The organism is uncultured Rossellomorea sp., from assembly GCF_947488365.1.
Taxonomy (GTDB): domain Bacteria; phylum Bacillota; class Bacilli; order Bacillales; family Bacillaceae_B; genus Rossellomorea.
Map to the genome: position 1 here is coordinate 1 of NZ_CANKZT010000013.1, position 20,152 is coordinate 20,152.

Sequence of the window (20,152 nt, forward strand, 5' to 3'; positions counted from 1 at the left end):
CGGTAGTTCAGTTGGTTAGAATGCCTGCCTGTCACGCAGGAGGTCGCGGGTTCGAGTCCCGTCCGGACCGCCAGATTTGTTTATTCAAACGAAACCTTTGTTTCGTTTTTTTTATTGCCTATTATCATTAACTTTACTCATATACCCTAAAAAGGGTAAACTACATATATACATTTTCCCTTAGGGTAACAAACGATCCTAAGGGTTTTTTATACTTTATTTACAATAGAGGAGATTAACATGAATCAGTATGAGTTAATAACCGCTAGTCCGGAAGAGACTGGAGCGTTTGCCGAGAAGCTGGCAGCATACCTCCAGCCTGGGGATGTGTTAACATTAGAAGGTGATCTTGGAGCGGGAAAAACGACGTTTACTAAGGGATTGGCAAAAGGCCTAGGTATTTCGAAGAACGTAAACAGTCCAACCTTCACAATCATAAAAGAATATCGGGGGCGTTTGCCTCTTTATCATATGGATGTTTATCGGCTGGATGATTCCTTTGAAGACTTGGGATTCGATGAATATTTTGAGGGGGAAGGTGTGACTGTCGTTGAGTGGGCTCACTTGATTCAAGATCAACTTCCGAAAGAAATATTGGGTTTATCGATTTTCCGGGAAGGTGATTCAGCAAGAAGAATCGTGTTGAAACCTTTTGGAGAAAGATATAGAGAGCTGTGTAAGGAGGTTGTTTCATGACGATATTATCCATCGATACCTCTAATTATCCTTTAGGTGTTGCCCTGATTGAAGAGGATAAGGTGATTGGAGAGTATATTACCTATATTAAAAAAAATCATTCTGTAAGGGCGATGCCGGCCATTGAACAATTAATGAAGGATTGTGGGATAGAGGCTAAGGACTTAACGAAGATTGTGGTAGCAAATGGCCCCGGTTCTTATACAGGTGTTCGCATTGGAGTTACGTTAGCAAAGACGCTGGCTTGGTCATTGAATATTCCTCTTATACCCGTTTCAAGTCTTGCGACACTGGCTTCGTCTGGACGATATTTTCCCGGTTATATTGTTCCTTTGTTTGATGCGAGAAGAGGACAGGTGTACACAGGACTGTATGAATTCCAGGACGATCAACTAACGTGTGTTGAGGAAGATTGTAATATAATGCTTGATAAGTGGGTCACTACGTTAAAAGAGTTAAATAAAGATATCTTGTTCGTAGGTAATGATGTAACGATTCACGAAAGCACCATTAAAGAGATACTAGGAGATCAAGCGAAGATTGCTCCGTTTGTCAGTCATAATCCACGTCCTTCTGAGCTCGCTTTCATAGGGGCAGGGTTCCCTGAGACTTCAGCTCATGAGGTACTCCCTAATTATATTCGAATGGCTGAAGCAGAAGTGAAATGGCTGGAATCTCAAAAAAATTCTTAATAGAGATAGAGGATCGTTAGAAAATGGACATTCGATTTATGACGGTGGATGATTTAGATGCTGTAATGGACATTGAAATGAAATCTTTTAGCATTCCTTGGAGTCGAGACGCTTTCTTGAATGAGATTGAACATAACCATCTATCTACTTACCTTGTTGTCGAGGATGGCGACCATGTCGCGGGATATTGTGGGGTGTGGCTTGTGGTGGATGAGGCTCATATCACCAATGTAGCAGTGCTTCCCGAATACCGGGGACAGGGACTGGGTGAAAGTCTTATGCGTAAGATCATGGGCATTGCCACCAAGTTTGGAGCTCGTGTGATGACTCTTGAAGTCAGAGTATCCAATTTAGCTGCGCAGCATTTATATAGAAAGCTTGGGTTTCAAGATGGCGGAATTCGGAAGCGGTATTATTCGGATAATCAAGAAGATGCTTTAGTAATGTGGGTGAATTTATGAATAAAGATATGTTTGTATTGGGAATTGAGACGAGCTGTGATGAAACAGCCGTTGCAATCATAAAAAATGGAACTGAGATTGTGACGAATGTGGTTTCCTCTCAGATTGAAAGTCATAAGCGATTCGGTGGAGTGGTACCTGAAATTGCTTCTCGTCATCACGTGGAGCAAGTTACGTATGTGTTAGAGGAAGCACTTCAACAAGCCGGGATGACGATGGTGGAGATTGATTGTGTGGCCGTGACGGAAGGTCCAGGTTTAGTAGGTGCTCTTCTGATTGGGGTAAACGCAGCAAAGGCACTTGCTTTTGCTCACAACAAACCTTTAGTGGGTGTCCATCATATTGCAGGGCATATCTATGCGAATCGACTAGTGAAAGAGATGAAGTTTCCTCTCCTTTCTTTGGTCGTATCCGGGGGACATACGGAGCTTGTGTTAATGAAAGAGCACGGTTCGTTTCAAGTAATTGGAGAAACACGGGACGACGCTGCCGGGGAGGCCTATGATAAGGTAGCTCGAACATTGAGTCTTCCTTATCCAGGTGGACCCCATATCGATCGGCTTGCTCAAGAAGGAGAAGCTACCCTTGATTTGCCAAGGGCATGGCTGGAAGAAGGTTCTTTTGATTTCAGCTTTAGTGGATTGAAATCTGCCGTTATTAACACGCTCCACAATGCTAAGCAAAAAGGAGTAACCATTCATCCACAAGACCTGGCAGCCAGTTTTCAGGCTAGTGTGATTGACGTGTTAGTAACCAAGACCATTAAAGCTGTGAAGGAATTTCAAGTCGAACAGGTTTTACTAGCTGGAGGTGTAGCGGCAAATAAAGGGTTGCGTGCGGCTCTACAAGAAGCGTTTGAGGGAGTGGACGCCGAGCTGGTCATCCCTCCGTTATCTCTTTGTACAGATAATGCCGCTATGATTGCAGCGGCAGGAACGGTTTTATTCGAACAAGGAAAAAGAGGCGGCATGGATATGAATGCACATCCTGGGCTTGATATAGAGAATTTCTAATAGTGAAAGCTTAAACGTTAACTTCGTTTAAGCTTTTTTCTCTTTTTAGCTCTGTTAATCGATGTCGTTAATAGACGGAGGAAAATGTGAATATCTTGTGGTTAACGTATACCAAATAAGGTAGCATGAAAGAAAAAAAGAACGAACATACGTTTTATCAACAGGTTGTGGATAATTTGTTAATAACTTTGTATAAGTTGTGTACACTATGTGAAAAAGACCTGGGATAAATAGCCTATTTTCTGGAATGGACTGTGGATAACCAAGAGTTTGAATGTGGATAATGTGGAAAAGTTGTGTGAATAACGATTGTTTAGGATTTTGAATGTGGATAATAATGTGGAATAAGAAAAGGGTGGGGAGCAAGTTAATCGAATACTTATCCCCAACCCTGTGGATTATTGTTCTCCTTGAAGAAGTTCTTCAAGTTCTGTCCATTCTTCCAATAGAGATTCAAGCTCTTCTTTTTCTTTTGTCAGTGCTTCATTGATGTCTTGGACTTTTTCATGATCTTGAAAGATCTCCGGGTCACAAAGGAGGTCTTCTTTTTCTTGAATGTTTTCTTCCAGAGTTTCCATTTTGTTTTCAATTTCTTCAACTCTTCGTTTTCGTTGACGCTCAAGTTTTTTTGCTTCTTTATCGATTTTATGAGATTGCTTTTGAGTAGTGACTTGTGAAACAGGCTCTCCTTGTTCCATCCGCTCGAGTGCGGCCAGTTCTTCCTGCTGTTGCAATTTCTCTACATAATAATCATAATCGCCAAGATATTCTGTTGAACCCTTTCTGGAAAGTTCAACAACCTTTGTGGCGATGCGATTGATGAAATAACGATCATGGGACACAAAGAGAATCGTTCCTGGATAGTCAATCAAGGCATTCTCCAACACTTCTTTACTGTCCAAGTCAAGATGGTTTGTCGGCTCGTCCAGGATGAGGACATTCCCTTTTTCCATCATAAGCTTGGACAGTGCCAGTCGGGCTTTCTCTCCGCCACTAAGTGTTGAAACCGGCTTTAAGACATCTTCCCCTGAGAATAAGAAGTTTCCGAGTACGGTTCGGATTTCTTTTTCCATCTTCATTGGGTACTCGTCCCACAGTTCGTTTAAGACGGTCTTATTAGAAGACAGTTCAGCTTGTTCTTGATCATAGTAACTAATCGAAACATTTGATCCAAATTTAATTGCTCCGTCAAGTGGTTGGAGTTTATTCACTAATGTTTTCAATAGGGTGGACTTACCAATGCCGTTAGGACCTACAAGGGCGATGCTGTCGCCTTTTTTAACAGCGAAGTCGATGTGAGATGAAATTCTTTCGCCTTTTCCATATCCGATGGTAAGATCTTGGACGTGAAGAACATCATTTCCGCTTGGACGATCAATTTGAAAAGCAAAGTTGGCGGATTTCTCATCACCCAGAGGTCTGTCCATTATATCCATTCGTTCTAATTTTTTTCTGCGGCTTTGGGCCATCTTGGTAGTAGAAGCCCGGGCTATATTTCGTTGGATAAAGTCTTCGAGTTTCGCGACCTCCTGTTGCTGGCGCTCGAACATCTTGAGATCCTTTTCGTAGTCTTCTGCTTTTTGTTCAAGGTATTTACTGTAGTTACCCAGGTATTTTTTGCTTCGATTTCGTGAAATTTCATACACTTGATTGACGACGCTATCCAAGAAGTAGCGGTCATGGGAAACGATCAAGACAGCTCCTTCATAGCTTTGAAGGTACGTCTCAAGCCACGACAAAGTCTCAATATCAAGATGGTTGGTAGGCTCATCCAGAATGAGGATGTCAGGCTTGGTCAATAGAAGCTTACCAAGAGCCAGACGGGTTTTCTGGCCACCGCTTAAAGTAGAGATCTTCGTTTCATAATCAAAGTCGGCAAAGTTCAATCCATGCAGGACTGAACGAATATCTGCTTCATATTGATAGCCGCCGGAATCTTTAAAACGTACTTGAAGTTCATCATATTCCTTTAATACGCGTTGGTATAAATCTTCTTGCTCATAAACAGAAGGATCGGCCATTTGTTTCTCAAGTTTTCTTAATTGTTTTTCTTGAGTTTGTAATTCTTCAAATACGGTCAGCATTTCTGACCAAATGGAAAGCTCAGATTCCAAGCCTGTATTTTGCGCGAGGTATCCAATGGAGACCCCTTTTGGCTTCGTGATATCTCCTGAATCATAAGAGAGATGACCTGCAATTATTTTTAAAAGAGTCGATTTTCCTGCCCCGTTGCGTCCGACGAGAGCCACGCGATCTCTTGTCTGTATTTCAAGCTTAATATTTGATAGGATATTATCGGCACCAAAGTTTTTCGTTAGTTGATTCACTTGTAATAGAATCATGACGTTTCACCTCTATTTCATAGTGCTAGTGTACCGTATTTGGGAGGGGAACGGCAATAAATCGACTATTAATCTTCGTACACTTAGGATAAAATATAGTGTATGATGGGTAGTAGAGTTTTAAATTCTGTCTGCTTTCTATTTTGGAAGCGGTATCAGAGGTTTTGAATAGATGTGGGGGAATACAATATGAACCAGGATACAACGAAAATTCCACAGGCAACGGCTAAGCGCCTTCCGCTATATTATCGCTTTATCAAGAATCTGTACTCATCGGGAAAGCAGAGGGTTTCATCGAAAGAATTGAGTGAAGCGGTGAAGGTTGATTCTGCCACGATACGCAGAGATTTTTCTTATTTTGGCGCGTTGGGTAAAAAGGGATATGGATATAATGTCAATTACCTTCTATCCTTTTTCCGTAAGACATTGGATCAGGATGCCATTACGAAGGTTGTGCTGATAGGTGTAGGGAATCTCGGTACAGCTTTTCTTCATTATAATTTTATAAAGAATAATAATACAAAGATTGAAATGGCTTTTGAAGTGGATGAAAAAAAGGTTGGGACACAAATCAGCGATGTACCCGTTTTTCATTTAAATGATTTAGAAGAGAGTCTTGAGGGGCATGATATTGAGGTGGCCATTCTGACAGTTCCGGCATCTTCTGCTCAAAATATCACAGACCGATTGGTTTCTTCTAATATTAAGGGGATCCTGAATTTCACTCCTGCGAGATTGACGGTGCCGGACCATATCCGCGTCCATCATATTGATTTGGCAGTTGAACTTCAGTCACTGGTCTACTTCTTAAAGCATTATTCAGGGGATGACACGGAAATGTCACAAGATGGAATCATATCCGAATAGAAAATGATTCGTATTTACGTTATGATAGAATGGTAAAAGAGGAGGTGTCTCATTATGTTAGGTGCAGGTAGTATCGTATTGATAACGGTTGTTGCTTTACTGATATTTGGACCAAAGAAATTGCCTGAGTTAGGAAAAGCAGCTGGGAATACATTACGTGAGTTTAAGAATGCAACAAAGGGCTTAGCAGATGATGAGGACGATAATAGTAAAAAAGCTAAGTAGGGTAGGATGAACGCCATGAGTCAAAGTCAAAGAGACATGACAGTCTATGAACATATAGGAGAATTGCAAAAACGACTCATGTTTGTAGTCGTTTTCTTCTTGTTAGCGGTAATTGTAAGCTTTTTTCTTGCGGAGCCGTTGATTCGATATTTGCAGCACGCGGATGAAGCGAAAGAATTAACCATGAACGCCTTTCGGATTACAGACCCTCTCAAAATCTATATGGAAATGATCATGTTTATTGCGATCATCATGACATCACCCATCATTCTATTTCAAGTATGGTCGTTCGTGAGTCCAGGCTTATATGAGAAAGAGAGAAAGGTAACGCTCAGTTACATACCTATTTCTGTCCTTCTTTTCTTAGGTGGATTGTCATTTTCATATTTTATTTTGTTTCCATATGTCGTGAAATTCATGATGGGTTTATCAACCAATCTGAATATCCAGCAAGTGATTGGAATTAATGAATACTTTCATTTCCTGTTTCAAATAACCATCCCATTTGGATTTCTATTTCAACTGCCGGTTATTATGCTGTTTCTGACACGTTTGGGGATTATTACGCCGATGTTATTGGCACAAATGAGAAAAGTGGCTTACTTCATATTGTTAGTCATAGCCGCTTTCATCACACCGCCGGACATCGTCTCGCATTTAATGGTAACCGTTCCTTTGCTCCTTCTTTATGAAATCAGCATTTGGATCTCTAAGATCGGATATAAGAAGGTTTTAGAAGCAGAACAAAAGCTTGAAATGGAACAGTTCGAGGATATAAATAAGGATTGATCAAAAGATCAATCCTTATTTTTTATTCTCTATTTTCTTTTTGATCTTGAAATGCAGCATCACCATCCGCAACCCGGAACCAAAATCAAGGGTTGCCAGAAAGACGAGCATATAAGTGAAAAATCCCCAACCATCATCCTGTACATTTTGCACAGCAAAGTATGTGAAGAGCACACCGAGAAGGAGATAAATCACGCCTGAAAATAGTGGTGATCTCCTCATAGAAATAATCCTCCAATAAATCCTTGTATTTGTTCAGCTTCGTTCATCATTTTTTCAATTTCATCCTTATAGATAGATTGCATTAGAACGACCGTTGTATTCATGGCAACGTGAGCAAATATTGGAACCAGTATCCGCTTCGTTTTGACATAAAGGAACGCAAAGGTAAAGCCCATTGCAGAGTACAAGATCACATGCTCAGGCTCAAAGTGCGCGAGAGCGAATATAACAGAGCTGATTAACGCGGCGAAGAAGAAATTCATCTTTTCATAAAGAACACCGAAGATAATCTTTCTGAATACAATCTCTTCTAAAATAGGGCCAATGATCGCAGCTACCATCATCGATAGAGGTACCTTTTCAATAATCCCAATAATCATCTGCGTATTTTCAGATCCCATTTGGATACCTAAGGCATACTCAATCTGTATCGCGATGGATTGAGCGATGAACGCCATGAAAATCCCGACTACAGCCCACACAATTGAACTTCCTGCATTCATAGGAGCGGACCGTTCAAGGTTGGTGCTTGTCTCGCTCTTTCTAAGAATGCCCCAGACGACGAGGAGAGTTAATGTAAAGCTAATCACAAGCCAGTATCCAGGAACAACATTTCGTACGGTCTGCTCTGGAATCGCAAGGACATCAACACCAATCTTAAATAAAAGGGGTATCCCGACAACACTGGAAAGCTGCATCACGATATAGGCAATTAAGATAAATCCGAAATGTTTTTTCAACGTTTGATCTCCTTTAACACCTGTTAGATGAAGAACGAATAGGATTCGTCCTGAACATACTCCTGTACAATTCTACTAAGAAAAGAGAAAGTGTTCAAATTTAAGGGGTTTGTAAGAATTGCCACTCTTCCATTGATTTAAGAATAAAGGCATATGGGGAGGCATAGGATAGGAGGGTGTGAAAAAAAGAGAAATATGACGAAAAAAATTTTAGGCAGGACTCTTGCAAAATGAAAACGAATTAATTAATATAATAGTTGTGTTAGCACTCACAATAAGCGAGTGCTAATAAATATCATTTACATAATTTCAAGGAGGTTGTTTCACTTGTTAAAACCACTAGGTGATCGCGTCGTTATCGAGCTAGTTGAGTCAGAAGAAAAAACAGCAAGCGGTATTGTGCTACCGGATTCCGCAAAGGAAAAGCCACAAGAAGGTAAAGTGATGGCTGTAGGTACTGGTCGCATTCTTGACAACGGTGAGCGCGTTGCTCTTGAGGTAGCTGTCGGCGATCGAATCATTTTCTCTAAATACGCTGGTACAGAAGTGAAATACCAAGGCACAGAATACCTGATCCTTCGTGATAGCGATATTCTGGCTGTAGTTGGCGAATAATCAAACTTCGTATATAAACAATACTTTACTTAAATAAGAGGAGGACTTTATCAATGGCTAAAGATATTAAATTCAGCGAAGAAGCACGCCGTTCCATGCTTCGCGGTGTAGATCAATTAGCAAATGCAGTAAAAGTAACTCTTGGACCAAAAGGACGTAACGTGGTACTTGAGAAAAAATTCGGTTCACCACTTATTACAAATGATGGTGTAACGATTGCAAAAGAAATTGAATTAGAAGATGCATTCGAAAACATGGGTGCAAAACTGGTTGCTGAAGTAGCAAGCAAAACAAACGAAATCGCCGGTGACGGTACAACGACTGCAACGGTCCTTGCTCAAGCGATGATCCGTGAAGGTCTTAAAAACGTAACAGCTGGCGCTAACCCTGTTGGCGTTCGTAAAGGTATCGAAAAAGCGGTTCAAGCTGCCATCGAAGAATTAAAAGTGATCTCTAAGCCGATCGAAGGCAAAGATTCCATCGCTCAAGTTGCGGCAATCTCAGCGGCTGACGAAGAAGTGGGTCAACTGATTGCAGAAGCAATGGAGCGCGTTGGGAACGACGGCGTTATCACCATTGAAGAATCGAAAGGTTTCACAACAGAGCTTGACGTGGTGGAAGGAATGCAATTCGACCGTGGATATGCGTCTCCATACATGGTGACAGATTCTGATAAGATGGAAGCTGTTCTTGAAAATCCATATATTTTAATCACTGACAAGAAAATCGGAAACATCCAGGAAGTACTTCCTGTTCTTGAGCAAGTTGTACAACAAGGTAAGCCACTATTAATGGTAGCTGAAGATGTTGAAGGTGAAGCTCTTGCAACACTTGTTGTGAACAAACTTCGCGGAACATTCAACGCTGTTGCTGTCAAAGCCCCTGGCTTCGGTGACCGTCGTAAAGCAATGCTTGAAGACTTAGCAGTACTTACTGGTGGAGAAGTGATCACAGAGGATCTTGGATTGGATCTTAAATCTGCGAACATCACTCAACTTGGCCGCGCAGCGAAAGTAGTCGTAACGAAAGAAAACACGACTGTCGTTGAAGGTTCTGGAGATCCGGAAAAAATCGCAGCCCGCGTAAACCAAATCCGTGCTCAATTAGAAGAGTCCACTTCTGAATTTGATAAAGAAAAATTACAAGAGCGCCTTGCAAAGCTTGCAGGTGGAGTAGCAGTCGTGAAAGTTGGAGCTGCAACTGAAACTGAGCTTAAAGAGCGTAAACTTCGCATCGAAGACGCATTGAACTCTACTCGTGCAGCAGTGGAAGAAGGTATCGTATCCGGTGGTGGTACGGCACTAGTGAACGTATACAACAAAGTAGCATCAATTGAAGCGGATGCAGATGTAGCAACAGGTATCAACATCGTGCTGCGTGCTCTTGAAGAGCCAATCCGTCAAATCGCTCACAACGCAGGACTCGAAGGTTCTATCATCGTAGAACGTCTGAAGAAGGAAGAAGTAGGTGTCGGTTTCAACGCAGCTACTGGTGAGTGGGTAAACATGATCGAAAAAGGTATCGTAGATCCAACGAAAGTAACTCGTTCTGCACTACAAAACGCAGCGTCTGTAGCAGCAATGTTCCTGACTACTGAAGCGGTAGTTGCTGACATTCCTGAAGAAGGCGGCGGCATGCCTGATATGTCTGGAATGGGCGGAATGGGTGGAATGGGCGGCATGATGTAATAAGCTGCCTCAACCCTTGATATGACTGGATTTGTTGGTAAGGTGAGAGTGGTTTGCTAACATTTTGCTAACATTGAGGTTTTTAACGGAGGCTTCTCATGAGTTCAGCGAACTTTTGAGAGGCTTCTTTTTTCATGTCTTCCGTGACATGGAGGTACACGTTTTTTGTAATTTGATCGTCTGTATGACCGAGGCGGTCCATGATTTGTTCGAGTGAGACACCTGCCTTCGCAAGAAGCGACGTATGAGTATGTCGCAAACTATGTGGAGTCAACTCTTCATTTAGACCTGCAATTTTAAGTAATCTTTTCATTCGATCTCGCACATTTTTAACCACGATGGGATAACCGTATTGTCTTTCCATTTTGGCCAAAAAAATCTTTGTTATAGTAATCTGGACCTATACGTTTATTGAGCCAGTCATTGCGGAGTAAAAAGCCATCCTTTGCGGAGTGCAGTACCACTATAAATAGAATAAAGAAAAGACTCCTGTATAATTATCCTTGCATGCCAGCAAGCATGACATTATTATACAGGAGGCTTTTTTTATGATTAATTACCGAAAGATTCTGGAACTTCACCTTGAAGAAGTCAGACAAAGAACGATTAGTTCTAGCACTGGACATTCAAGGAATACAGTTTCAGATATCGTTCAACGCGCCAAAAATCTTGGTGTGGGAAAGCTTGGACGACACCATGACTAATCCCTGGCTAGAATACCTTCAAGATTTAAATCAGAAAATCTTTGAAAACCTAGAAGAAATCAACACCACTGAATTTCAAAAGCGACCCGGTTCGCGCAAAAAGGTGTTTGAGGAAGAAGAGAAATCCTACCTTCAACAGCTTCCTCAAACAAGGTTTAAACTTGCGGAATGGAGAACAGCAAAAGTTCAACTGAACTACTACAACCAAGTTGAACGAATGTATTACTCCGTTCCATATGATTATGTCCGAGAGAATGTCGATATACGACTAACCACGGATTTAATTGAAGTTTACTTCAAAGAAGTACGAATTGCATCCCATAAACGATTGTATGGTGAAATTGGCCCTTGCCCTCGCACTCACTGGCTCAGATGACCGCAAATAGTGGCTCAATTTACCGCACTAATGGCTCAATCTGTTCGCAATACTCAATTCATAGAATGGAATTTCGTTTAATTTACAAATATATTGCTTTTCATAGTGATTACAGCCAACGAAATGTACCATTCTTGACATATTTCCTACCACTGAATGACAAAAAGTGTACCATAGAATGACAGACTGTTTACCACTTCAAAACTTCTGGTGATAATAGTTGTTATACAAATTTGATTGATTTTCAATAAGATTCTGCAAACGGGACATATTGTTGAAGATTGAATTTATTTATTGAGAGAAATTGCTATATCTATCTGCAACATATCTATTTATAAAAGTGGTATGTCAACACTAAACTAGACAATTTTTTTAAGGTGTTCTTTTTTATATTCTTGACAAACGAACTCAAAACAAACTAAAAAACGCGCGCCAATTGAATATCGGCACGCGCTAACTGAATAGTTTTTTTACATTGTCTACTTGATGGGAACAAGACCATTATTATTTTAAAGTGTTTTTTTATTTTACATCTACGTAGACTTGCTGGTGTCTTCTCAGAATGAACCTTATCATAAATTTTTAGATAGCCCGAAAACAAATGGTGTTAATTTGGATAAATAGTTTACTAATCTATCAAATTGGCATGTCCTAGCCGCTGTTGTATCTCTTTAATACCAACTCCAGCTTCAATCAATGAATAAATGAGTGTGGAGTAATGTTCTTATCTATTTCTGCTTTTTTCAGAAGCCTTTTAAGCCTGAACGAAGGTATTGTAGCAAGATATGAGGATGAAACAGAGCTAGATGTTTGGTATCACAATCTAAAGGCGACATATATATATCTGGAAGAGAAGGTAAAGCTGCCAAATACGCAGGAACCTGTTTTGAAAAGATGGAAATCTTGAAGCTTGGGAAAAAAATGTACTTAAACTTACTGAGCAGTTTAGTTTATAAGTGGAGTTAAATTCTTGTTTAACATTTCTATTAATAGATAAATTAGTTTAGGATTAATAGTGGTGAACCGTATCATAAATAACGGTAAACCCCAAGCATGTTTACTAATTATCCCTAGGACTATTCAAAGAAAAATCACATGCAGTTTTGTGTTACAGAATATAAAAAATTTTCTTAGGAGATTTCATACAATAGTTAGAAGGAAAATAAAACAAGTAAATCCTTTTTGTTATGAATTATAATTCTGGTTTCCGAATTCCAATTAAACCTTTTTGCTAATAATATTCTTCTCTATGGACACGATAAGAGAAACGAAACTTTATAGATTGGTGGCCGGGAGAATGAAGGTATTATCTATGATTCAGCCTTGGGCAAGTCTTTTTGTCCTTCGAGAGAATGAATTTGAAACAAGGTCATGGAAAACAAACTATCGCGGGCCGCTTGCCATTCATACAAGTAAAAAAATAGATAAGGCTGTCTGCAGGCATGTGGCCATCCGTTCGCTGCTCGGTAAGCATGGATATACAGAAGAGACCCTTCCGACCGGAATGATCATTGCTGTAGGCCGGCTTGAAAATTGTCTGAAGATAACTGAAAAAAATCAGACATCAGCAGTCCTGGAAAATGGACAAATCGTATCAGGAAATGATTATTTTTTAGGAGACTTTAATGTGGGAGGATATGCTTGGGAGGTTCAAGACATGAAGATCTTGAATGAACGTATTCCAGCAAAAGGCCAGCTTGGGTTATGGGAAACTGATTTATTATGAAAGGCGATGGAGATAAGCAGTATTTCACTTGTACATAGGAATAACAGATTAATTTTTATACTGAGGTGACTTTAATGGAGAGGGAGATTTAGTGATCTTTGGATTTTACAAAGACTTTCCGCCGAGTGAAGCGAGAAAGTTCGTGGAAGGCATAAATTTTAATAACTCAACTTTCGCACACTCAAATAGGCCGGTAGACTTTGTTTTAGTTAGGTAAGCCTACAATCCAGTGTGGTAGTTGACTTTGAATTAACTTTTGGATCTTTTTGTTGCTTTCTTTTAGGACATCTTGAAGAAGCTCGATTAGCTGCCCAAGTGCGATAGCCCAATCAAGATCACTGATTTCATCACATAGATCATAAGAACCGTCCCCTGCTTCCCTTTGGCTTGTATTGATTCTCGCTTAAGAAAGATAAAGCTCTTCGTTTAGCCGTAAAATTGGTTTAAGGCTACAAAACGTTTAAAGAGGTTTATGATAAAAAAAGCGAAGGAAAATCACATAAGGTAGTAATTATGGCAAATGCTAGCAAGCTTATCCAGTCGATTTATGCTGTATTAACGCATAAAGAGCCTTTCGTAATTTAGAAGGAAAATAGGTGAAAAGAAAAAAACCTTCCATTTATCCAGGAAAGGTTATTTGCTATGTTCATTTTTAATTATAGCATCATGCATAAGATTTTCTATTCCTCAAAAGTTGTAGTATAAAGAATAACATTTAGATGCAGTATTTTTTGACATTATATGTACAAAATAATGTAGATGAAAATAAAAAAGGTGGCTAATATGAAAATATTGTGGCTTTTTCTAATTTTAGCGATATTATCCTTTACTTCCTTATACATCTTGATGAAGAAAATGAACGTCACTAACATCTTGGGCTGTTATTTTTTCTCCAATATTCTTATTACGAATACAGGTCTAATCATTAATTTAAATTTAGAACTTACAAAGCAAGATCCAAGTCAGTTAATTTTTTGGACACAAAAAATTCCTGAGTTGTCACTCAAGCCAGCGTTACTTTTATGGGTTATTTATATTTTGTTCTCTAAAAGAACTATTTTTAGTAAACTTATTCATCTCTTCATCTTCTTAACAGCACTCATTTCAATTGAAGAATTTTTCGTTCATTTTGGATATTTGGAATGGGTAAATTGGAATGTATTTTATTCATATTTGAGATACACTCTGATTATTTTATTATTGGCTATTTACTCTTTTTATTTAGAGAAACTTATTTATAGAGACAAAGTGGTGAATACGTCATGATGTTACCTTTTCCTGAGAAATTTGATTCAAATGAAATATTTATTATCTTTTCCACAGTACTTACTTGGGGCCTCATGTTTATATTACCTAGACGCTTGCCTGCTGCTACCATCACTATTATTTGGACTTTTAATGTTTTTCTTGCTTTGTTAGCTGATATTACCCTTAGTGTAAAACCATATGAATTATACTTTACGATTGATCATAAAAAGCATGAATTATTTGATGTATTATTGCACTTTGTAACTTACCCTACTCTTTCTTACTTTGTAGTAAACTTCTATCAATATAAAAAACCAAAAGGCTTAAAGTATCTATTTTATATTATTTTTTGGGCTGGGGTAGCGATTGCTCTAGAATGGATTGCAGTAAAGTTTCAAGTTTTTACATATACAGGTTGGAAATTGTATTTATCCTTTATCACTTATTTGGTTGTATTTGCTGCTACCATTTGGCTTTCGAACTTTATTGAAAAGAAAGACCCTTACAAAATGGACTTCAACTAATTGATTCGATTAAAACACCATTATTTGTCGATGAACATTTTCCTATAAAATAAGGAAATATTTGGATGTTGAGTTTCATCCATAAACGTTAGGATTTGTAGTCAAAAAGATTTTCATCCACCATCATTGATAGATGAAGTAGAGGTAATGGACTTATTATTAATCGGAACAAAAGGTAGACCAAGGATAATGTACGGAGTTGGTAATGAAAGCGAGCTCTATTATGAACAAATTGTTTCTGAAACCATTTGTTTGATTCTTTTCAATTACAGTTAAGACTTCAAAGGGAAACCTAGGGATTAACGGAATTCTTAGAATGATTTTATGATTGAATTCGGGTATGATTATAGAATTTAATGAAAGGATAGTTACGTAAAAAATCTACTCTCAATAAAATAAAAAGACCTGATTTAGATATATCTCGATGAACCATATCATAAGTAAAAGAAAGTTTCTTTGTGTAATTAAAGCCGGCTGCGATCAGCAGTCTGCTTTATATTTATATCTAATTGCAATTATCGGATCACCAATTTATCGCTCTCTGTAATCAGGTTTTTAAACAAAACCTTCCAGGACAATTTTACCAATCGCCCTGTTACTCTCCAAAAATTTGTGGGCTTGACGGAGATTTTCTGCTGAGATCGGTCCAAGGACTTCGGCCAGTGTTGTCTTTAATTTTTGATGGTCCACAGCATCAGCAATATGATTAAGCAATAGATGCTGCTCAATCATATCATCTGTTTCGTAAACAGGGCGAGTAAACATAAACTCCCACACGAAGGTGACGCTTTTTTGCTTAAGCAATTTGAGGTCCAGCGGAGAGGTTGGATCATCAATAGCGCACACAACTCCTTGCGGAGAAATAGCTTCGCTAATACCGGACCAGTGTTTTTCCAAAGCATTCAGGCAAAAAATGTACGGAACGTTTGTAAATCCAATTGCTTGAAGTTGTGGAAGGAGCGGGTCATGGTGATTAATGGTATAGTCCGCGCCCATTGATTTAACCCAACTAACAGTTTCCGGTCGGGAAGCAGTTCCGATTACAGTAAGCCCCGCTTGTTTTGCAAGCTGAGTGGCAATGGAACCCACACCCCCGGCTGCACCAATGATCAGCAGAGCCTTTCCTTTGTTAGTCCCAGGATCTTGGGAAATAGACATACGGGTAAATAACGCTTCCCAAGCTGTAATGGAGGTTAGGGGAAGAGCTGCGGCTTCCACAAAACTTAAGGAAACAGGTTTGCGCCCAACGATTCGTTCATCGACCAGATGGTATTCACTGTTTCCGCCTTGTCGTGCAATACTGCCAGCATAAAAAACTTCATCTCCCGGACGAAACAATGAACAGTCCGGTCCTGTCTCTTCGACGACTCCTGCTACATCCCAACCTAGAATTTTAGGAACTTCCTCAACTTTTTCCTTAGGAGCTCGTACCTTTGTATCAACAGGATTGACCGATATGGCCACAACTTTGACCAAAATGTCACGACCCGTTGCTTTTGGTTTTTCTACAACTACGTCCACCAGACTTTGGGGATTATCAATTGGAAGGTAACGAGTTAATCCTATCGCCTTCATAGTATTCATGATGAACCACTTCCTTTCCATATTAGTATACCCGTTATTAGTAACAGCTTAAAATAATTACTATTAGCACTATAGTTTCTAAGCATCAGTGAAATTTATCAAGCATCATTAATAAAATGGATTAATAATACCTTGGTTTAGTCGTGTTGGACCCTTCGAACATTTTAATTTTTTCATGATGGGTAGAAAAAAAGCACCTTCCATACAGTTAAGTGAAGGTGCTTCTTTTCTAATAGGTTTTGTAAAGCAACGTAAATGTAAGCTTATGCTTAATTGTTTAATTCCGAAATATCCATTTCTTTTATGATTTCTGCTATCCGATTTTTGCCCCATTCATACATCATTTCAACGATAGGAAGTAAAGTCATCCCCAATTCAGTCATGGAATATTCCACTTTCGGTGGAACTTCTGGATAAACCTCGCGATGAACTATTCCATCTTCCATCAGTTCTCTTAATTGATTCGTTAATATTTTATGAGATATTTTTGGAAAAAGCCTTTGGAGATCACTGAATCGATGTGGTCCTTCTACCCCTAAATGCCATAAAATAACAATTTTCCATTTACCACTTATAATTGATAAGGTAAGTTCTTTTTCACAATTATAATCACCATTTATGATCTTTTCTTTAACTTCATCTCTAAATGTATCTGGCATACATTCTTACCTCCTTATTTGTCTCAATTGTAACCTGTCGGTAACCTCCTTACAAAAAAGTGCATTCTTCACAGTGAAGAAAACAAGCAGTAGAATGAAATAGTCGTCTTATCGGCAAATCTTTTTCATTAATGAGGAGGAACTACAAATGAGTAAAAAAGCACTTTTAATTATACCACCAGAACGTTTCAATGAAGACGAATTATTTCAACCAAAAGCGGAATTGGAAAGCAACGGAATTGATGTGACAATTGCAAGTACAAAAACAGGTGAAATCATAGGGGATTATGAAGGTAAAGCAACTGCTGAGGTCATTTTTTCAGACGTTTTTGCTTCTGACTATGATGTTGTATCTGTTATTGGTGGATCTGGTACGAACGATCATCTATGGGAAAATAAAGAATTACAAGACTACTTGAAACAAGCGTATACTAATAAAGTTCTTGTAACAGGAATTTGTGCAGGTGCGGTTACTGTAGCTAAAACGGGTTTACTTACTGGAAGAGATGCAACTTGCTATCCAGTAGATGTACAAAAAGACCAATTAAAAGCGAATAAAGTAACATATGTTGAAAAACATGTTGTTGCTCATGATGATATTATCACTGGTGATGGTCCAGATGGCGCTAAAGAATTTGGGGAAGCTTTAGTAAAAGCCTTAAGCTAATTCCACATTTCCTCCCTGAATTTTCATATAATCGAAAGCCTACGGAATGAATTCTGTAGGCTTTTGGCTATCCAAAGTAAGATCTTGCAGACCTTGCATCAAATAGAGAAGTGTATAAGCTGAAAATAATGGAATAAGTTTAAAGATGGAGTGGCGGAATCGTCGAAAAAACCTGTTATTTGCAGGTTTTTTAGTGGTCTATTTTAAGATGGGAGCTTTTAGCCGTATCTCCTTCGAAGCAAATCACTTGATTTGGAAGGACCAGACGGCTACTATATTAATATCGGGAATTCCCGATTTAGCATGATGCTTTCAGATCATCTATCCAGCTTCCATTGGGATAGTGATAATCGATATAGAAAGAGGCTGATGACATTGAAGCAGGAATTGGAACGCTTAAATGATGAACAAGCCGTTGAAATTTTTAAGGCATTGTCGAACCAGACGAGGGTGGGCATTCTTCAAATGTTAAAAGATCCCGACAGTCATTTTTCACCGCAAGCCCATATTATTGCGGATGAAGGATTTGAAGGCGGGGTTTGCGTAGGGGATATCCGAAGCAAGGCGGGGATTTCGCAATCCACTACTTCACAGTATTTATCGATTCTGCTGCAAAGCAGACTTGTTGAAATAAAGCGAATCGGACAATGGACGTATTATCGCCGTAATGAGGAGACGATCAAAAAGTTCGAAAAATACATTGGTACAAAAATTTAAGAGAATTGAAGTAAGTTTATTACAGCATCGAGCATATAACAGGTTGTACCAAAAGGATAAAATGAGTAGGCGTCATCGATGGAACGGATATGAGAATGACCCCCATGCCTTTTTCTTCGATTCCGACCATGGTGACAGGGTTTAGCGATCAATCGATTGAATGGATCGCCCAGAATGGTGACTGCTCGATCCATCACCTGAGGATTATCCACAACAAACTCAATTGATTAACGACTATCGCGAGTTATCGGAAGTTCACACCACAGAAGTGTTTAAGCCTTTCACTCAGACATTATATATCGATTTATCGGAAAATACCGATGTATTTCCTATTCCGATTCCTTTAGGATTTCGTGTAGGACACAAACAGTTATTAGAAATTTTATATCAATTCCAATCCATAGGTGTCAATCACCTGGCATTTGTATTGTATTTTTCAAAGCGCCCTCCCGAGGAAGTCATACAGAGCTTGGAGAGTTTGTGCGGCCTTACTTTCCGACTCATGAAATTCCAGTATGAGATTAGTTTTTAATAAAATTAGATAAGGGAAGAAGATGAACTTATGTCTAAACATGCAATTAAAATAAACGAAATTCCATTCTCGGTGCTGGATCTTTCACCGATAACAGCCGGAAGTACTCCTGCTGATTCTTTCCGCCATACATTGGAACTCGCACAGCATGCTGAAAAACTTGGCTACAACCGTTTTTGGCTCGCTGAACACCACAATATGCCGTTTATCGCCAGTTCCGCCACTTCTGTGGTGATGTCCCATGTGGCAGCCGGTACATCACAAATCCGGATTGGTTCAGGAGGAATCATGCTGCCGAATCACGCTCCGCTCGTCATCGCTGAGCAGTTTGGCACTCTTGAATCCTTATATCCTGGGCGAATTGACCTTGGTCTGGGGCGGGCACCCGGTACAGATCAGGGGACCGCTCGTGCATTGAGACGCGACTTGAGAAGTACTGGAGATGACTTTCCTGAGCAATTAGCGGAACTCCGCGGTTACTTTGATCCATCCTTGGCCCAAGGAAACCCAATAAAAGCGATTCCAGGTGAAGGTTTGAATATTCCAATCTGGCTGCTGGGTTCAAGCGGCTTCAGTGCGCAGCTGGCCGGAGAACTGGGTTTGCCATTCGCGTTTGCCTCCCATTTCTCGCCACTTAACACTCTGGGTGCTCTACAGATCTATCGCAAGGCGTTTCAGCCTTCGAATGTTCTCGATAAGCCGTATGCGATGGTGGCATTGAATATCATTGCAGCAGAAACGGATAAAGAGGCAAAACACCTTTTCACAACCCTGCAGCAGCAATTTTTGAATCTGATGAGCGGCAACCTTACAAAGCTTCAACCACCGGTAGATAACATATCCGAAGTGGCCAGCGGCTACCAATTAAAGGCTCTCGAGCAGCAATTAGGCACATCGATTGTTGGCAGCCAGCAGACGGTAAAGGACAAGCTGCATACATTTTTGAAGGAGAGCCAGGCTGATGAAATCATGGCCATTGCCCAAGTTTACGACCACAAAGCTCGCCTGCATTCATACGAGCTTCTGGCAGAAATTATAAAAAATGAAAGGTAAAAAGGAGAACAT

Annotated in this window: 23 protein-coding genes and 1 pseudogene; 17 read left to right on the forward strand and 7 right to left on the reverse strand. The window is 39.7% G+C overall.

What is annotated here, in order from left to right:
* Positions 1 to 240: 240 nt before the first annotated feature.
* Genes tsaE through tsaD form a run of 4 tightly spaced genes read left to right on the forward strand, consistent with a single transcriptional unit; the run spans position 241 to position 2,862 of the window.
* A complete protein-coding gene (gene tsaE, locus Q1B03_RS21535) occupies positions 241 to 696 on the forward strand; it encodes a tRNA (adenosine(37)-N6)-threonylcarbamoyltransferase complex ATPase subunit type 1 TsaE (RefSeq protein WP_299746769.1) in 456 nt (151 codons plus the stop codon).
* Positions 693 to 1,388, forward strand: coding sequence for a tRNA (adenosine(37)-N6)-threonylcarbamoyltransferase complex dimerization subunit type 1 TsaB (gene tsaB, locus Q1B03_RS21540; protein ID WP_299746771.1), 696 nt, complete (start codon positions 693 to 695; stop codon positions 1,386 to 1,388). The genes tsaE and tsaB overlap by 4 nt, the downstream gene beginning before the upstream one ends.
* A 23-nt stretch (positions 1,389 to 1,411) precedes the next feature.
* Positions 1,412 to 1,849: a ribosomal protein S18-alanine N-acetyltransferase gene (gene rimI / locus Q1B03_RS21545; protein ID WP_299746774.1), complete on the forward strand. Its 438-nt coding sequence runs from the start codon at positions 1,412 to 1,414 to the stop codon at positions 1,847 to 1,849.
* The gene (gene tsaD, locus Q1B03_RS21550; protein ID WP_299746777.1) at positions 1,846 to 2,862 is read left to right on the forward strand and encodes a tRNA (adenosine(37)-N6)-threonylcarbamoyltransferase complex transferase subunit TsaD; all 1,017 of its coding nucleotides are present in this window, start codon (positions 1,846 to 1,848) and stop codon (positions 2,860 to 2,862) included. Before rimI ends, tsaD begins: the two co-directional genes overlap by 4 nt.
* A 398-nt stretch (positions 2,863 to 3,260) precedes the next feature.
* Here the strand turns inward: tsaD and Q1B03_RS21555 are convergent, their stop codons facing one another.
* Positions 3,261 to 5,204 carry an ABC-F family ATP-binding cassette domain-containing protein gene (locus tag Q1B03_RS21555; protein WP_299746780.1) on the reverse strand — a complete coding sequence of 648 codons (1,944 nt, stop codon included), beginning with the start codon at positions 5,202 to 5,204 and terminating at the stop codon, positions 3,261 to 3,263.
* Positions 5,205 to 5,393: 189 nt separating this feature from the next.
* Between Q1B03_RS21555 and Q1B03_RS21560 the strand changes: the two genes are divergently transcribed.
* Genes Q1B03_RS21560 through tatC form a run of 3 tightly spaced genes read left to right on the forward strand, consistent with a single transcriptional unit; the run spans position 5,394 to position 7,085 of the window.
* Entirely contained in the window at positions 5,394 to 6,071 is a 678-nt protein-coding gene (locus Q1B03_RS21560; RefSeq protein ID WP_299746783.1) for a redox-sensing transcriptional repressor Rex, read from the forward strand.
* A 54-nt stretch (positions 6,072 to 6,125) separates the two neighbouring features.
* On the forward strand, positions 6,126 to 6,296 hold the full coding sequence (locus tag Q1B03_RS21565) for a twin-arginine translocase TatA/TatE family subunit (RefSeq protein ID WP_044340658.1): 171 nt from the start codon (positions 6,126 to 6,128) through the stop codon (positions 6,294 to 6,296).
* Positions 6,297 to 6,311: 15 nt separating this feature from the next.
* Complete coding sequence (tatC, locus tag Q1B03_RS21570; protein WP_299746788.1) at positions 6,312 to 7,085, forward strand: twin-arginine translocase subunit TatC; 774 nt, start codon at positions 6,312 to 6,314, stop codon at positions 7,083 to 7,085.
* A 15-nt stretch (positions 7,086 to 7,100) separates the two neighbouring features.
* On the opposite strand, the gene Q1B03_RS21575 is transcribed toward tatC, so the two are convergent.
* Together Q1B03_RS21575 and Q1B03_RS21580 are read right to left on the reverse strand one after the other, a co-directional pair.
* Positions 7,101 to 7,307: a YdiK family protein gene (locus Q1B03_RS21575; protein ID WP_044340660.1), complete on the reverse strand. Its 207-nt coding sequence runs from the start codon at positions 7,305 to 7,307 to the stop codon at positions 7,101 to 7,103.
* On the reverse strand, positions 7,304 to 8,047 hold the full coding sequence (locus Q1B03_RS21580; protein ID WP_299746793.1) for a CPBP family intramembrane glutamic endopeptidase: 744 nt from the start codon (positions 8,045 to 8,047) through the stop codon (positions 7,304 to 7,306). Before Q1B03_RS21580 ends, Q1B03_RS21575 begins: the two co-directional genes overlap by 4 nt.
* A gap of 327 nt (positions 8,048 to 8,374) precedes the next feature.
* Here Q1B03_RS21580 and groES point away from each other — a divergent pair, with 327 nt between their 5' ends.
* Together groES and groL are read left to right on the forward strand one after the other, a co-directional pair.
* Positions 8,375 to 8,662 carry a co-chaperone GroES gene (groES, locus tag Q1B03_RS21585; protein WP_034766060.1) on the forward strand — a complete coding sequence of 96 codons (288 nt, stop codon included), beginning with the start codon at positions 8,375 to 8,377 and terminating at the stop codon, positions 8,660 to 8,662.
* Positions 8,663 to 8,715: 53 nt separating this feature from the next.
* On the forward strand, positions 8,716 to 10,350 hold the full coding sequence (groL, locus tag Q1B03_RS21590) for a chaperonin GroEL (RefSeq protein ID WP_034766062.1): 1,635 nt from the start codon (positions 8,716 to 8,718) through the stop codon (positions 10,348 to 10,350).
* Positions 10,351 to 10,432: 82 nt separating this feature from the next.
* Here groL and Q1B03_RS21595 read toward each other — a convergent pair whose 3' ends face one another.
* Complete coding sequence (locus Q1B03_RS21595) at positions 10,433 to 10,663, reverse strand: tyrosine-type recombinase/integrase (protein WP_341357257.1); 231 nt, start codon at positions 10,661 to 10,663, stop codon at positions 10,433 to 10,435.
* A 235-nt stretch (positions 10,664 to 10,898) separates the two neighbouring features.
* On the opposite strand from Q1B03_RS21595, the gene Q1B03_RS21600 reads away from it, so the two are divergent.
* Positions 10,899 to 11,054 carry a hypothetical protein gene (locus Q1B03_RS21600; RefSeq protein ID WP_299746803.1) on the forward strand — a complete coding sequence of 52 codons (156 nt, stop codon included), beginning with the start codon at positions 10,899 to 10,901 and terminating at the stop codon, positions 11,052 to 11,054.
* Positions 11,047 to 11,430, forward strand: a complete 384-nt coding sequence (locus Q1B03_RS21605; protein WP_299746806.1) for a Mu transposase domain-containing protein — start codon at positions 11,047 to 11,049, stop codon at positions 11,428 to 11,430. Before Q1B03_RS21600 ends, Q1B03_RS21605 begins: the two co-directional genes overlap by 8 nt.
* Positions 11,431 to 12,067: 637 nt before the next feature.
* Here the strand turns inward: Q1B03_RS21605 and Q1B03_RS22210 are convergent.
* Positions 12,068 to 12,192 (reverse strand): annotated as a pseudogene (locus Q1B03_RS22210) (site-specific integrase); the annotation flags it as partial.
* 535 nt (positions 12,193 to 12,727) lie between these two features.
* Here Q1B03_RS22210 and Q1B03_RS21610 point away from each other — a divergent pair.
* Together Q1B03_RS21610 and Q1B03_RS21615 are read left to right on the forward strand one after the other, a co-directional pair.
* Positions 12,728 to 13,156, forward strand: a complete 429-nt coding sequence (locus Q1B03_RS21610; protein WP_250800583.1) for a 2-oxoglutarate dehydrogenase E1 — start codon at positions 12,728 to 12,730, stop codon at positions 13,154 to 13,156.
* A gap of 1,262 nt (positions 13,157 to 14,418) precedes the next feature.
* Positions 14,419 to 14,928 carry a CBO0543 family protein gene (locus tag Q1B03_RS21615; RefSeq protein WP_299746815.1) on the forward strand — a complete coding sequence of 170 codons (510 nt, stop codon included), beginning with the start codon at positions 14,419 to 14,421 and terminating at the stop codon, positions 14,926 to 14,928.
* Between the two features lie 555 nt (positions 14,929 to 15,483).
* On the opposite strand, the gene Q1B03_RS21620 is transcribed toward Q1B03_RS21615, so the two are convergent.
* Entirely contained in the window at positions 15,484 to 16,512 is a 1,029-nt protein-coding gene (locus Q1B03_RS21620) for a zinc-binding alcohol dehydrogenase family protein (RefSeq protein ID WP_299746818.1), read from the reverse strand.
* Positions 16,513 to 16,781: 269 nt separating this feature from the next.
* Complete coding sequence (locus Q1B03_RS21625) at positions 16,782 to 17,171, reverse strand: helix-turn-helix domain-containing protein (RefSeq protein ID WP_031537027.1); 390 nt, start codon at positions 17,169 to 17,171, stop codon at positions 16,782 to 16,784.
* Between the two features lie 148 nt (positions 17,172 to 17,319).
* Here Q1B03_RS21625 and Q1B03_RS21630 point away from each other — a divergent pair, with 148 nt between their 5' ends.
* The 4 genes from Q1B03_RS21630 to Q1B03_RS21645 all read left to right on the forward strand — a co-directional run bounded on the left by Q1B03_RS21630 (position 17,320) and on the right by Q1B03_RS21645 (position 20,140).
* Positions 17,320 to 17,838: a DJ-1/PfpI family protein gene (locus Q1B03_RS21630; RefSeq protein ID WP_299746833.1), complete on the forward strand. Its 519-nt coding sequence runs from the start codon at positions 17,320 to 17,322 to the stop codon at positions 17,836 to 17,838.
* A gap of 369 nt (positions 17,839 to 18,207) precedes the next feature.
* Positions 18,208 to 18,555, forward strand: coding sequence for a helix-turn-helix transcriptional regulator (locus tag Q1B03_RS21635; RefSeq protein ID WP_299746905.1), 348 nt, complete (start codon positions 18,208 to 18,210; stop codon positions 18,553 to 18,555).
* 104 nt (positions 18,556 to 18,659) lie between these two features.
* Positions 18,660 to 18,782 carry a hypothetical protein gene (locus Q1B03_RS21640; protein WP_299746836.1) on the forward strand — a complete coding sequence of 41 codons (123 nt, stop codon included), beginning with the start codon at positions 18,660 to 18,662 and terminating at the stop codon, positions 18,780 to 18,782.
* Positions 18,783 to 19,117: 335 nt separating this feature from the next.
* Entirely contained in the window at positions 19,118 to 20,140 is a 1,023-nt protein-coding gene (locus tag Q1B03_RS21645) for an LLM class flavin-dependent oxidoreductase (RefSeq protein ID WP_299746839.1), read from the forward strand.
* The last annotated feature ends 12 nt before the right edge of the window (positions 20,141 to 20,152 follow it).

Excerpts from the sequence above, each read along its gene's own strand:
- tatC (WP_299746788.1), top strand. The coding sequence starts at position 6,312 with ATGAGTCAAAGTCAAAGAGACATGACAGTCTATGAACATATAGGAGAA.
- Q1B03_RS21635 (WP_299746905.1), top strand. The coding sequence starts at position 18,208 with ATGACATTGAAGCAGGAATTGGAACGCTTAAATGATGAACAAGCCGTT.
- groL (WP_034766062.1), top strand. The coding sequence starts at position 8,716 with ATGGCTAAAGATATTAAATTCAGCGAAGAAGCACGCCGTTCCATGCTT.
- Q1B03_RS21630 (WP_299746833.1), top strand. The coding sequence starts at position 17,320 with ATGAGTAAAAAAGCACTTTTAATTATACCACCAGAACGTTTCAATGAA.
- Q1B03_RS21640 (WP_299746836.1), top strand. The coding sequence starts at position 18,660 with ATGCCTTTTTCTTCGATTCCGACCATGGTGACAGGGTTTAGCGATCAA.
- Q1B03_RS21645 (WP_299746839.1), top strand. The coding sequence starts at position 19,118 with ATGTCTAAACATGCAATTAAAATAAACGAAATTCCATTCTCGGTGCTG.
- Q1B03_RS21575 (WP_044340660.1), bottom strand. The coding sequence starts at position 7,307 with ATGAGGAGATCACCACTATTTTCAGGCGTGATTTATCTCCTTCTCGGT.
- Q1B03_RS21555 (WP_299746780.1), bottom strand. The coding sequence starts at position 5,204 with ATGATTCTATTACAAGTGAATCAACTAACGAAAAACTTTGGTGCCGAT.
- rimI (WP_299746774.1), top strand. The coding sequence starts at position 1,412 with ATGGACATTCGATTTATGACGGTGGATGATTTAGATGCTGTAATGGAC.
- tsaB (WP_299746771.1), top strand. The coding sequence starts at position 693 with ATGACGATATTATCCATCGATACCTCTAATTATCCTTTAGGTGTTGCC.
- Q1B03_RS21605 (WP_299746806.1), top strand. The coding sequence starts at position 11,047 with ATGACTAATCCCTGGCTAGAATACCTTCAAGATTTAAATCAGAAAATC.
- Q1B03_RS21615 (WP_299746815.1), top strand. The coding sequence starts at position 14,419 with ATGATGTTACCTTTTCCTGAGAAATTTGATTCAAATGAAATATTTATT.
- Q1B03_RS21600 (WP_299746803.1), top strand. The coding sequence starts at position 10,899 with ATGATTAATTACCGAAAGATTCTGGAACTTCACCTTGAAGAAGTCAGA.
- Q1B03_RS21620 (WP_299746818.1), bottom strand. The coding sequence starts at position 16,512 with ATGAATACTATGAAGGCGATAGGATTAACTCGTTACCTTCCAATTGAT.
- tsaD (WP_299746777.1), top strand. The coding sequence starts at position 1,846 with ATGAATAAAGATATGTTTGTATTGGGAATTGAGACGAGCTGTGATGAA.
- Q1B03_RS21595 (WP_341357257.1), bottom strand. The coding sequence starts at position 10,663 with ATGAAAAGATTACTTAAAATTGCAGGTCTAAATGAAGAGTTGACTCCA.
- Q1B03_RS21565 (WP_044340658.1), top strand. The coding sequence starts at position 6,126 with ATGTTAGGTGCAGGTAGTATCGTATTGATAACGGTTGTTGCTTTACTG.
- Q1B03_RS21610 (WP_250800583.1), top strand. The coding sequence starts at position 12,728 with ATGAAGGTATTATCTATGATTCAGCCTTGGGCAAGTCTTTTTGTCCTT.
- Q1B03_RS21560 (WP_299746783.1), top strand. The coding sequence starts at position 5,394 with ATGAACCAGGATACAACGAAAATTCCACAGGCAACGGCTAAGCGCCTT.
- Q1B03_RS21625 (WP_031537027.1), bottom strand. The coding sequence starts at position 17,171 with ATGCCAGATACATTTAGAGATGAAGTTAAAGAAAAGATCATAAATGGT.
- tsaE (WP_299746769.1), top strand. The coding sequence starts at position 241 with ATGAATCAGTATGAGTTAATAACCGCTAGTCCGGAAGAGACTGGAGCG.